Source organism: [Clostridium] saccharolyticum WM1 (assembly GCF_000144625.1).
GTDB lineage: Bacteria > Bacillota > Clostridia > Lachnospirales > Lachnospiraceae > Lacrimispora > Lacrimispora saccharolytica.
The window spans coordinates 2,109,772-2,121,812 of sequence record NC_014376.1 but is presented as its reverse complement, the minus strand read 5'-3'; the positions used below and the strand labels follow the sequence as shown (position 1 = coordinate 2,121,812).

The window sequence follows — 12,041 nt, the reverse complement described above, 5'->3', positions numbered from 1 at the left end:
AAAGTAAATTATTCCTATGTAAGCAATCTTAATATAGCTTATCAAAATTTGCAAGGTAAGTTTCGATAAAAGATTGGCTTGATCGGCCAAATGAAAACATCTTTAAGTTTATATAATATTACTAATACGAATATTTCAAACGGTATTTCTCCAGATATTTTAAAACCCAGTAAGGATTCACACTCATCTCCTCATGATGGTCGGTCTGCAGATAAATCCCCACATGCAAATGGACCGGGAAATTACCAGTAGTCCCCTCAACCTGGCTGTAGCCGGTATCCCCCATAAACCCCAGCAGCTCTCCTGCCTTTACCGCGTCTCCTTCCTTCCACTGCCTGCTGTAACCGTATAGATGGGCATAGTACAGATATGCCCCTTTCGGAGTCCGGATTCCGATCCGCCAGCCGCCCTTTTCCAGCCAGCCCACCTTTTCCACTGCTCCGTCGCTCATGCTGACCACCGGATAATAACCTCTGGGCCGTTCTGTTCCCATGATGTCGCATCCTTCATGTCCCCGTTCCCCTCCATAAGTCCTGGTATCCATCCAGCCGTTCTGGTAGCTTATATCAGGGGAACCGGGCAAAGTAGTTAAGGGAACCGGGAAAAACTTCAAATCACTTAACAGGGTTTCATATGCCTGACGAAGCTTCCGGTATTCCGCAGGCTTTACCTTTAAAAGTCTGTCCGTATGAGTATCCGGGTCTTTGACTCCGGTTAAATCATACTGGTGCTCCACCATTAAGGAGGTTAAGGTATCATAATCAAGAGAGTCCCATTCCGCCACCATTTTTCCAAGCTGCAAGCTTCTGAAATCATCACTTTCCCATGTATAAGCATCAAGCTGATAGAACGTAGGATTATTGTACAGGTAATCAATCATGGTCACCTGAAAAACGGAGAGGATGAGGATGAAAAGAAGAATCACCATCATATCAGTCATGCCATTTCATATAATTATATAAAACAATCTATTCAGGTGTACATGAAAAAATCCTTTTTCCGTCTGCTTTCCGTGGCGGCTTTGGTCCTGCTGCTCCGTTTTCCCTCCACAGCCTTTGAAGGGGCAAGAAACGGACTGGTATTATGGGGCTCTGTAGTCGTACCCACTCTTCTGCCGTTTATGATCTGTTCCAATGTCATCGTGGCCTTAAATGCAATCCGCATCCTTATTTTTCCCGTCAGGGGAATTTTACATCGATTCTTTTGCCTCTCAGATGCAGGCAGCTACACCCTGGTTTCCGGACTTTTGTGCGGCTACCCTATGGGAGCCAGAACCTGCAGTGATTTTATGGACAATAACCTCATCTCAGAAAAAGAGGGAAAATACCTTTTAGCCATCTGCAACCACCCAAGCCCCATGTTCCTGTTAGGCTATACCGCCGCAAACCTTTCTCCATCTGTGCCGGTCTGGCTGATCCTTGCCTGTGTCTACCTGCCTATCATTCCTCTTTCCTTTGCGGCCCGGATCTATTATGGCATTCACGGGCCGGCTAAATCTCTGCCCATTGCCAGGGAATCCTGCAAATCCTTTGACGAAAGCCTGATGGATTCCTGTGAGGTCATGGTTAAAATAGGGGGATATATCATGCTCTTTTCCATCCTGGCTCTTTACATAACTACGATTCCAATAAATGTTCCCCAATATAAGGCAGTCATCCTTGGATTTGTGGAAATCACTACCGGGATCAAGGCCGTCTCCCAGGCCTTTTCAGGAATGTCAGGCGGCTTATGGATCGGTGTGGTGACAGCATTCGGAGGTTTATCAGGCATCTTTCAGACAAAGAGTGTTATAAAAAATGCCGGATTATCCATCCGGCACTATGTAACCTGGAAAGTGCTTCACAGCATCCTTACCATCATACTATTTATTCTGTTGTCCCGATTTCCTCTGTTCCTGTAACGGGCATGACGGCTCCTGTCAGCTCCTGGCGGTTGGAAGAGACGATGTCATAGCTTGACTGCATGGAGGTCATAAAGGCGTCAAAACGGCCCTGTGCCCCTTCCATGGAATGACTGATAATGGTCTGAAGGCTCTTTAACATATCATCCGTATACTGAACAGAGCTTTGTCTGATGCCGTTGGCATCGGCAACCGCCTGTTCCACAATCTGCTGGGCCTGCTGATTGGCCTGTTCTATAATATCATTGGCCTGGGCATATGCTTTCTGCATGATCTCATGTTCATTGACCAGCTCATTGGTCTGAGCATTGGCCTGGGCCAGAATAGAATCCGCCTGCTGACGGGCCTCATTCATAATTGCATCCCGGTTGCTGATGATCTTCTGGTACTGCTTGATTTCATCAGGAATTCTCAAACGGAGCTCCACCAGAAGCTCTTCCAGCTCATCCCTGTTGACCACGATCTTGCTGTTGGATAGAGGCTGGTACTTGCAGCTGTCAATATATTCTTCAATTTCACCAATTAACTGTTCAATTCTGCTCATCATAATAAGAACACTCCTTACTCTTATTTCATTCTATCTTCCATCTTTTTCATCACACGCTCAGCAACACATGGAGGCACAAACGTGTTTATCTCTCCGCCATAGGAGGCAATCTCCTTCACAATGCTGGAACTCAAGTAAGAATATTTTAAATTCGTCGTCAAAAACACAGTATCAATCTCCGGAGCCATAACCCGGTTTGTCTGTGCGATCTGCAATTCATATTCAAAATCCGTTACCGCCCGTAGCCCGCGAATGACCGCATCCGCCTGATTGGCTCGTACAAAATCAACCAAAAGCCCGCCAAACGCGATTACCTCCACATTGGGAAGGTCTTTGGTAAGGCTCTTTAACATATTAACACGTTCTTCTACAGAAAACAACGGAGTTTTTGAATAATTATTTAAAACTCCTATGATTAAATGATCTGACATCCTGGCGGATCGTTCAATAATATCCAGATGGCCAAAGGTTACCGGATCAAAACTACCCGGGTACACTGCTTTTCTCATACAATCTCTTCCTTTATCATTTATCGCCCGTATTTTTTAAGTATCATAACTTGCTCAAAAGAATCTCTTCCTATAATTATTACCTTGATACAAATACATGTTTATTCGTCTTATAATCCTTGATCCTTTTGATCCGGTACCCCATTTCCTCCAGATAGTCAAAAGAGGTTTCCAGGGCCGCCTCCACGATGATGGTGGTATCCTCATGGATCAGCGGTGAATCAGCCAGGTACTGCAAAACCCTCTTTTCCCAGCCTTCCTGATACGGAGGATCCATAAATACCAAATCAAACACATGCCCCTTTCCTTCCAGCCTGCCAAGCCCGGTCATAACGTCACAGTTCATGACAATAGCGTCATCTTCCAGTTTAGTAGTCTTCAGATTTTCACGGATGCATTCTGCTGCCTTTGGATTTTGTTCCACCAAAACTGCCAGTCCGGCACCCCGGCTCAATGCCTCAATTCCGATGGCTCCGCTTCCGGAAAATAAATCCAAAAAACAGCAGCCAGGCAAGTCCCCCTGAATCATATTAAAAAGTGTTTCTTTAATCCTGTCAGTGGTAGGCCGCGTTTCCTGTCCTTCTATCGTCTTCAAAACAAGCCTTCTGGCTTTTCCTGCAATCACTCTCATGATATAATTCCTCACTTTATTTTTCCAAACCATTATAGTATGAATTTACAAGATATACAACCAAAAGTTACGCAAAAAGCGGAGTCAATGCCCCACGGCAGCTTAAGTCCCAACCTGCCTCATAAAAAGACAGGAGCCGCAGCTCCATAACTGATAATCAGTTATAAAACTGCAGCTCCCCGTTTCCCTTCTATTGTTCATCTGATCTGAATATTATGAGATTTCCGAAGGGTGTTTTTTTGTTTTTTACAGATTATTTACCTGCCATCTGTCTTTCCTGGGCTTCGATCATCTTCTTAACCATATAACCGCCTACAGAACCATTCTGAGCGGAAGTTAAGTTACCGTTGTAACCATTGGTTAAAGGAACACCAATCTCGTTGGCTACTTCCATTTTAAAACGATCCATTGCTTCTTTTGCTTCTGGTACATTTGTAGTATTAGATCTTCCTGACATAATGATATGCCTCCTTTTCATCTATTCACCATGTTTTTAATTTAAATTATTCATGGTGTGTTTTGTGCTACACTCCTATTATGGCAAGAATAGAATGAAATACACTAGAAGGTTTTTCGTAAACTGTTATTTTCAGGAAAAAAATTTAACTTCATAAGCAATCTTATGGGAAAGCGCTTCCGTCCTCTTCTCCGGTCTCCAGGATCTTTTCAATATTGGTTTTCACCAACTGGAACGCAACCTCGTTCATGCCGCTGTTTATAATAACATCAGCCAAAGGTTTTGTAGGCTCTACATATAAATAGTGCATAGGCTTTACGGTTGTAAGATACTGCTCCACAACCCCTTCAATGTCCCGGCCTCTTTCCTTTACATCGCGGATTACACGGCGAAGGATCCTTTCGTCGGCATCAGCCTCAACAAAAATTTTTATATCAAACATTTGTCTTAAGCGCTCATCTGCAAAAACCAGGATGCCCTCCACCAGAATCACCTTTTTGGGCTCCACCTTTACTACTTTTTGAGAACGGTTGTGCATGGAATAATCATAAACAGGGCATTCAACCGCTTTTCCATTCCGCAGCATCTGAAGCTGCTTCAGCAAAAGCTCTGTTTCAAAAGCTTCCGGATGATCGTAATTCATCTTCTTACGTTCTTCAAAAGAAAGCTCATCCTGCTTTTTATAATAATTATCATGGTAAATAACTGCTATGTCATCGCAAAACGCAGCCTTTAACCGGTTGGTAAACGTAGACTTCCCTGATCCGGTCCCCCCGGCAATTCCAATTATCACACACTTCATCTTCCGTGCTCCTCCATTTGTTAACGGTATATACAGGAAATCTTCGTAGACAATCCAAGGATTCAATCTTAAAAATTGAACCCTTTGACCCGTTTACTCAAACATAGATACTTCCTCATATACAACCGTTTTCGGCTTTATTGCATTATAATAATTAGCTAGCGTAACATTTGTATAAGGATGTACATAAATGAAAGCCAGACCGCAGGTGACAAGACCAAGAAGCTGCCATAAAATAAAGGACAGTTCCAGAACAAAGTACTCCCATTTATGACCCACCATCATTTCCTTGCTTTCCCGGATGCATTGCATTACGCCTTTATCCGGATTCTCAACCATAATAAAAATGGCCTGTGAATAGCTATAAGCAGCTATGATTCCCGGAATAATAAAAAGCAAGGTCCACAACACGGTAAACAGCCCCATCATTAAAGTCAATCCTAAGGCTTTTAATAAATATTTTGCACTTCCAAACAAATCTCCATATGACATAGTCTGGTCCCTGTTTGCAACCTTTAAACAGTAAGATTGATACCCAAACTGGATAATTGTGCTGAGAATAAAGGAAATGATCATGAAAATAATGCTACTGGCAGCAAACGCTCCGGTCTGACCCAAATCATAAGCACCGGCGTTTTCGATCATACCCTGCCATATATCCAGAAAACCCTGTACAACAGACAATACAAGGGTGATAACACCCAAAATTATGGTAACCATATAAGGGCTCACAAGAGCCTCTCTCATGGCTTCCTTTGCATCCATTTTTAAAGCTTTTCTACTCATATAATTCCTCCTGTTTCCTTACTATAATAATTTTACGCTCATAAGTTTATCATTTTTTGTCGATAAGTGCAAATATTTTCTGCAAAAATAATCAATTTACAAAGTTTTGTTACAAATTAAGCTTATCATAGCTTTTCTCAAGATACTCTTTCAGCTTTCTTTTCAGCTCCTGATGTTCTTCTTTTTCCAGCTCCGGATCCTCTGTAAAAATCCGCTTTACTTCCTCTGATACAGTTTTTAACAGATTCGCATCTGTAAAAATATCCCCCAGTTTAAATTCCAGATCCCCGCTCTGTCTGATACCGAAAATATCACCCGGTCCCCGAAGCTTTAAATCCTCCGAGGCAATAAAAAAACCATCATTGGACTGGTTTAAAATATCCAGGCGTTCTTTTGTCCCCTCCTGATCCGAGGCTCCTACCATAATACAATAAGACTGGTATTTCCCACGCCCCACACGCCCTCTTAGCTGGTGAAGCTGGGCCAAGCCAAAGCGTTCCGCATTTTCAATCATCATGACCGTTGCATTGGGAACGTTGACACCGACTTCAATCACAGTGGTGGAAACCAGGACCTTGATTTCCCCGCAGGCGAAGCGCTCCATGATGCCGTTTTTCTCTTTTGGTTTCATTTTTCCGTGAAGATATTCCACGGTGATTCCCGGAAGGGCCTCTCTTAAGGTCTTTGTATAATCCAGTACATTTTCCGCATCAATCATTTCGCTGGCCTCGACCATAGGACAGATCACATAGGCCTGACGTCCATTCCCTATTTCTTTCCGTATAAACTCATAGGCCTTTTTCCTGTATCCGGTATCTACTACACAATTTTTAATTGGCAGACGGTTTGCAGGCAGCTCATCAATGACAGAAATGTCCAGATCCCCGTAAATGATAATGGCCAGGGTTCTAGGAATAGGAGTGGCACTCATTACAAGGACATGAGGTTCCTCTCCTTTTTTCCCTAACAGTTCCCTCTGGCCGACTCCAAACCGGTGCTGCTCATCGGTAATTACCAACGCCAGGTTGTCGTATATCACCTTATCCTGAATAAGAGCATGGGTGCCGATAATAATATCCGCTTCATGGGAAGCGATCTTTTCGTAGGCAATCCTTTTTTCCTTTGCCGTCATGGATCCCGTAACAAGGATGGGCTTTTTATCAATATGATGAGCAGCGAACAGCTCCGTCATAGATTCCAGATGCTGCTTTGCGAGTACCTCCGTAGGCGCCATAAGGGCTCCCTGGTATCCGTTATAAGCTGCCTGTAAAAGAGAGAGTATGGCAATAATTGTTTTACCGGAGCCTACATCACCCTGAATGAGACGGTTCATGACCCTCCCGCCCGACAGATCGCCGTATATTTCGGTTAAAACCTTTTGCTGGGCCTTGGTAAGGGAATAGGGAAGACTTTTTCTTAAGGTCTCCACTTCCTGGGACAGATTCAGCACATAAGCACTTTTCTTATCTTCTCTCCGCTCCTTTAAACGCCGGACTGCCATGAGAAAAAGAAAAAACTCATCAAACACCAGCCTTTTTCTGGCAAATAGCAGTTCGCTCCTGTCCGTCGGAAAATGAATATGTTCCATAGCAAAATTATATTCTGCCAGTTCATGTTTTCTTCGTAAATCTGCAGGCATATAATCCCTTACCATACTACGGAGGCTTAAAGCCTGCCGTTGGGCCCTGACAATGGTTTTATTGCTCAGCCCCTTGGTTTGTCCGTAAACAGGCTGCATGGAATGGACCACCTGTTCATAGGCTTCTGCAGTAAAAACTTCGGGCTGTTCCATGGTTAGACGGCCGTTTTTCTTCACAACCCGGCCGCGGAAAACAGCTCGCATCCCCGCCTTTAACGTGGTATGAAGATAAGGCATATTGTACCATGTGAGCAATAGAGTACCCGTCATATCCTTTAAAGTCGTTGTAATGACCTGAATGTGGCTGTACCGTTTTACATCAGGAGTCTTATAAAGCATCCCGGCTACCGTCATCACCTGGTCCGGCTTCAGCTCACCAAGAGGAGAAGGCTCCTCATAAGTATCATAGGCTCTCGGGTAATATTCCAGAAGATCTTCAACGGTTATTACTCCCACCTTTTGAAACAATTTTCCTGTTTTTTCTCCAATTCCTTTTAAGGAATTAATTGATTCATGGTTCACAGGCGGGCTCCCTCCTTTCTTTCTGCATAGCAAAACCGGACAGACAGGACGTTGTCTGCCCGGTATATAAATGCCGCAGGCTTTTTTTATTCTACCGATATAAGATAATAATAAATTGGCTGGCCTCCTGCATGAAGCTCTATCTCACAGTGGGAAAACAACGTTTCCGCTTTTTCCTTCAGCGCATCTGCATCCTCTTCCTTAACATCCTTGCCGTAATAAACAGTCACCAGCTCCGATTCCTCTTCCACCATGGCCTTCATCGCTTCCAGCACCGTATGTTCAATATCCTTTCCAACTGCCAGGATACCATTGTCTCCCAAAGCCATGATGTCCCCTTCCCGAATCTCAATATCATCAATCATGGTATTGCGGACCGCATAGGTTACCTGTCCTGTTTTTACCCGGGCCATCTCTTCTGTCATAATCTTCTCATTGTCCTCCGGAGACAGATCCGGCGCAAAATTAATGATGGCAGTTATGCCCTGGGGTATGGTTTTTGAAGGGATCACAATGATCTTCTTGTCTTCCACCAGGCTTTTCGCCTGCTCGGCAGCCAATATAATATTTTTATTGTTAGGCAGAATGTAGATGGTGTCTGCATTCACCCGGTCAATGGCATTGAGCATATCCTCTGTACTGGGGTTCATGGTCTGTCCGCCCTGGATCAGATAGTCGGCACCGATCCCCTGGAATATTCCATCAAGGCCTTCTCCTGCGGATACGGAAATAAAACCATAAGGCTTTCTCTTTTCCGCCCTTTTTTCTTCTTCCGCCTTCTGCTGTGCCGCCAGCTTTTCCGATTCCTTAATCAGCTTTTCCTGATGCTCTTCCCTCATATTATCAATCTTCATACGGGATAAAGAGCCGAACGTAAGGGCCTTTTGGATTGCAAGCCCCGGATCATTGGTATGAACGTGAACCTTTACCATATCTTCATCCGACACAACCACAATGGAATCCCCGATGGATTCCAGGTATCCCTTAAATTCATGCTCTGTCTTATCATCATATCGATTTTCCAGATTGATGATAAATTCAGTACAATAACCGAATTTAATATCAATGTCATCCAGTTTGGCACCCTGAGCCCCAGTATGGGTATCCGGACGCTTTACGCCCTCTAAAGATAAATCCATTTCCTTGCCCATAAGGCAGTCAAGAGCTCCCTTCATGACCTGCATAAGCCCCTGGCCGCCGGAATCCACCACTCCGGCCTGTTTTAAAATAGGGAGCATTTCCGGAGTCTGGCTCAATACGTAATCACCGTGATCGATCACCTTCTGGCAGAATTCCAGGATGTCCTCGGTCTCCGTAACCAGCTCCGCTGCCTTTTCCGCCATGCCTCTGGCTACCGTAAGAATGGTTCCCTCTTTAGGCTTCATAACCGCTTTATATGCGGTTTCCGTTGCCCTTACAAAGGAATTGGCTAAAACAGTGGCAGTTACACGGTCTGCACCGGCTATTTCTTTTGTGAAGCCCCGGAACAACTGGGACAGGATTACGCCGGAGTTTCCTCTTGCACCTCTTAAAGAACCGGAGGAAATTGCTTTCGCCAAGGCTTCCATGGTAGGATTCTCGATGGCAGCCACTTCCTTTGCCGCTGCCATGATGGTCATGGTCATATTGGTTCCGGTATCACCATCCGGCACTGGAAACACATTCAGTTCATTAATCCATTCTTTCTTCGCTTCCAGTCCTTTTGCTCCTGCCAGAAATGCCTTTTGCAGCATCTCGGCGTCTATATACTTCATACCCACAGGTAGTTTCCTCCTTAATCAATCACTCTTACGCCTTCGACAAAGATGTTAATCTTATCTACCGTCATACCGGTGAATTCTTCTACTTTGTATTTTACATTTTCAATCAAGTTATCCGCTACCGCAGAAATGCTGATTCCATAAGCTACAATCACATGGAAATCAATGGTAATATGGTTGTCCTGGATGTTCACATTAATTCCGTGAGTCAGGCCTTCCCGCTTTAAAAGTTTAACAAGTCCGTCTTTCATGCTGACAGCCGCCATACCGACAATACCGAAGCATTCCACTGCAGTCGTTCCGGCATACATAGCGATAACATCAGGGCTTACCTGGATTTCGCCCAGTCTATTATTGATATAACCCTTCATAGTCTCTACCTCCGTTCTTTCTGTCTTAATTGATTATACATGATTTTTCCAAAAAAAGAAACAAATTTTTAATTTTCACTTGCAAAACCACTGATTTTCTGTTATCATACATTTGTTGTGGATTTTTAAACCATAAAAAATCCAAGTAGCTTTTAAGGAGGTGCAATCATGGCTAAATGTGCAATTTGTGAAAAAGCTGCTCACTTTGGCAACGCAGTGAGCCATTCCCATAGAAGATCCAACAAGATGTGGAAAGCAAATGTGAAGTCCGTTAAAGTGAAAGTTAATGGCGGCGCTAAGAAGATGTACGTATGTACTTCCTGCTTAAGATCCGGATTAGTTGAAAGAGCTTAATTGAAGGAAACTCCTGGCTGGTAACAGTCAGGAGTATTTTTTTAGTCGTTTTCATGGGGCCTTTGGAACATGGCCCCATTTATTTTAACAGCATCGCTTGATCAGCAGCAGAACAGGTTATATCCCAGTACCAGACATCCGATAATAAACAGGATCGTAACGATAGTCGCCGGGATAAAAAGCAGGATTGCCATGCCCGCTCCGAAGCAGAACAGCATAAGTCCGCATACTCTTCTCATATCATCCCTCAATCCATTCAGGCTATATGACATCCTATGCGGCTTATCCCCTTCTTATTCTTCCGCTTTTTTATTCTCTTCTGCAGCGGCCATCTCCTCCGCCACCTTTAAGGCTTCCGGTGAGACCTCTTTGGTTCCTCCGGCAAATTTATTAACAAAATCTGGGACCATGTCCAAAATTTTCGTCACAGCATCCTGCTGCTTAATATTTACCAGCTTTGTTACTCCGTTCTGAATGATGAGTACTGCACTGGGACTCATCTTTGCATGCATTCCCCCGGCCCCGTTCTGCTTTGAATCTCCTGAAAAGGACCCGGCAGCCATGCCGCAGGTCACATCCACCAAAGGCAGAATGATGGTATCATCCAGCTTTACCGCATCTCCTACCACAGTTTTTGTCGCCACAAAGGTGTCCATTCCCTTAAACAGCGAAGCTACCGTAGATGTAAAATTATTCTCTGCCACGTTAAGCATTCCTCCTTTATCATATCAATCCACGCAACGCATCCAAATACAGCGTTGAAGCCTCTTTATCGAAGCCATCCCTTTAACAAGTGCCTGAAATTCTTATCCAGCAGCATCCGAGATCCAATGAGAAGAACCGCCCCCGTGCGGATCCTGCCCCGAAACCTTCCTTCTGCAGTAAACACGGTTTGATCAAAAACCGGATACAGGTTTAAGTGTTTATGGCAAAGGGGATATACAACGCTTGCATAGGTAAGCGCCTGGCCGGTTAAGTATGGATCATCAAAGCCAAAGGTTATGTTTATCGTTCCTTTGCGGGGAAGGATATGTCGGAGCAGCTTTTTCCCCTGTCTGAATAGCAGCTTTACGGTCTTCTGGTTCTCCTTATTGGAAATCCAGGCATGGATCTCATCTTTTTTATCTTTGGCTGTTTTCAGTGTATCACAAATCCTTCGGAAAAAAAACTTAAGTTTTGTAAAAACCGTGAGAACCATCTTCTTAAGCCTGGCAAAAAAATCGGTCATACGGAAACTCTTTTTCCTCCTGGAGCCAGCCTTTGGTTCGTCCTTAGATGCTGCCCCTGATGCATCCTTTGTCCCTCCTATGGGTTCTTCCAGCCATGCATCCTTCGGTTCTTCCCAGGTTTTTTCCTTTGAAGCGGGCGGACTTACTGGTACGTTCTGATTCCTGTCATGGGCCTTATCTTTTATATCCCGGGCTTCATTTAAGGGTTCCGGCTCCATTACTTCCATGGCCTGAACCATGATTTCTTCCGCTTCCTTAAGCTCTGTGTCTATCTTCTTTTGCTTTCCAATACGGAAACCGAAGATCCTGACCATAGCCAATACATCTTCCTCATATTGCACTGTAACGGAAAGGATATGTAAAAGCCATGTAAATCTGGCCTTTCCCTTCACCTTCCCGTTATAGGATCCCTCCGCCTGATACCGGACCGGTACCAGGAGGACCAGCAGAACCACAGCAAGGAGAAATCCCAAAACAATGAGCAACAGCAGTCCTAAGATTTTAAGTATTAACAATATTACATGAAGCATGAAC

The 12,041-nt window shown here is 44.2% G+C and carries 15 protein-coding genes; 2 read left to right on the top strand and 13 right to left on the bottom strand.

What is annotated here, in order from left to right; translation table 11 throughout:
• Positions 1-121 precede the first annotated feature (121 nt).
• A complete protein-coding gene (locus tag CLOSA_RS09955) occupies positions 122-931 on the bottom strand; it encodes a M23 family metallopeptidase (RefSeq protein ID WP_013272635.1) in 810 nt (269 codons plus the stop codon).
• A gap of 51 nt (positions 932-982) precedes the next feature.
• On the opposite strand from CLOSA_RS09955, the gene CLOSA_RS09950 reads away from it, so the two are divergent.
• The gene (locus tag CLOSA_RS09950; protein WP_013272634.1) at positions 983-1,900 is read left to right on the top strand and encodes a nucleoside recognition protein; all 918 of its coding nucleotides are present in this window, start codon (positions 983-985) and stop codon (positions 1,898-1,900) included.
• Here the strand turns inward: CLOSA_RS09950 and CLOSA_RS09945 are convergent.
• The 9 genes from CLOSA_RS09945 to CLOSA_RS09905 form a co-directional block, all read right to left on the bottom strand.
• Positions 1,866-2,447, bottom strand: coding sequence for a hypothetical protein (locus tag CLOSA_RS09945; RefSeq protein ID WP_013272633.1), 582 nt, complete (start codon positions 2,445-2,447; stop codon positions 1,866-1,868). The two genes, CLOSA_RS09950 and CLOSA_RS09945, sit on opposite strands and share 35 nt — an antisense overlap.
• Before the next feature lie 20 nt (positions 2,448-2,467).
• Entirely contained in the window at positions 2,468-2,956 is a 489-nt protein-coding gene (coaD, locus tag CLOSA_RS09940; protein WP_013272632.1) for a pantetheine-phosphate adenylyltransferase, read from the bottom strand.
• A 79-nt stretch (positions 2,957-3,035) separates the two neighbouring features.
• Positions 3,036-3,587, bottom strand: coding sequence for a 16S rRNA (guanine(966)-N(2))-methyltransferase RsmD (rsmD, locus tag CLOSA_RS09935; protein WP_013272631.1), 552 nt, complete (start codon positions 3,585-3,587; stop codon positions 3,036-3,038).
• A 253-nt stretch (positions 3,588-3,840) separates the two neighbouring features.
• Complete coding sequence (locus CLOSA_RS09930; protein ID WP_013272630.1) at positions 3,841-4,044, bottom strand: alpha/beta-type small acid-soluble spore protein; 204 nt, start codon at positions 4,042-4,044, stop codon at positions 3,841-3,843.
• A 163-nt stretch (positions 4,045-4,207) separates the two neighbouring features.
• Positions 4,208-4,846, bottom strand: a complete 639-nt coding sequence (udk, locus tag CLOSA_RS09925) for a uridine kinase (RefSeq protein ID WP_013272629.1) — start codon at positions 4,844-4,846, stop codon at positions 4,208-4,210.
• Positions 4,847-4,939: 93 nt separating this feature from the next.
• Positions 4,940-5,632, bottom strand: a complete 693-nt coding sequence (locus tag CLOSA_RS09920) for a DUF975 family protein (RefSeq protein WP_013272628.1) — start codon at positions 5,630-5,632, stop codon at positions 4,940-4,942.
• Positions 5,633-5,741: 109 nt separating this feature from the next.
• Complete coding sequence (recG, locus tag CLOSA_RS09915) at positions 5,742-7,793, bottom strand: ATP-dependent DNA helicase RecG (RefSeq protein ID WP_013272627.1); 2,052 nt, start codon at positions 7,791-7,793, stop codon at positions 5,742-5,744.
• Between the two features lie 86 nt (positions 7,794-7,879).
• Positions 7,880-9,553 carry a DAK2 domain-containing protein gene (locus tag CLOSA_RS09910; RefSeq protein WP_013272626.1) on the bottom strand — a complete coding sequence of 558 codons (1,674 nt, stop codon included), beginning with the start codon at positions 9,551-9,553 and terminating at the stop codon, positions 7,880-7,882.
• A gap of 14 nt (positions 9,554-9,567) precedes the next feature.
• Entirely contained in the window at positions 9,568-9,924 is a 357-nt protein-coding gene (locus CLOSA_RS09905; protein WP_013272625.1) for an Asp23/Gls24 family envelope stress response protein, read from the bottom strand.
• A gap of 168 nt (positions 9,925-10,092) precedes the next feature.
• On the opposite strand from CLOSA_RS09905, the gene rpmB reads away from it, so the two are divergent.
• A complete protein-coding gene (rpmB, locus tag CLOSA_RS09900) occupies positions 10,093-10,278 on the top strand; it encodes a 50S ribosomal protein L28 (RefSeq protein WP_006775035.1) in 186 nt (61 codons plus the stop codon).
• 101 nt (positions 10,279-10,379) lie between these two features.
• Here the strand turns inward: rpmB and CLOSA_RS22900 are convergent, their stop codons facing one another.
• The 3 genes from CLOSA_RS22900 to CLOSA_RS09890 form a co-directional block, all read right to left on the bottom strand.
• Positions 10,380-10,517: a hypothetical protein gene (locus CLOSA_RS22900; RefSeq protein ID WP_013272624.1), complete on the bottom strand. Its 138-nt coding sequence runs from the start codon at positions 10,515-10,517 to the stop codon at positions 10,380-10,382.
• A 54-nt stretch (positions 10,518-10,571) separates the two neighbouring features.
• Complete coding sequence (locus CLOSA_RS09895) at positions 10,572-10,982, bottom strand: GerW family sporulation protein (RefSeq protein ID WP_013272623.1); 411 nt, start codon at positions 10,980-10,982, stop codon at positions 10,572-10,574.
• 65 nt (positions 10,983-11,047) lie between these two features.
• Positions 11,048-12,037, bottom strand: a complete 990-nt coding sequence (locus tag CLOSA_RS09890; protein WP_013272622.1) for a DUF2953 domain-containing protein — start codon at positions 12,035-12,037, stop codon at positions 11,048-11,050.
• Positions 12,038-12,041: the final 4 nt, after the last annotated feature.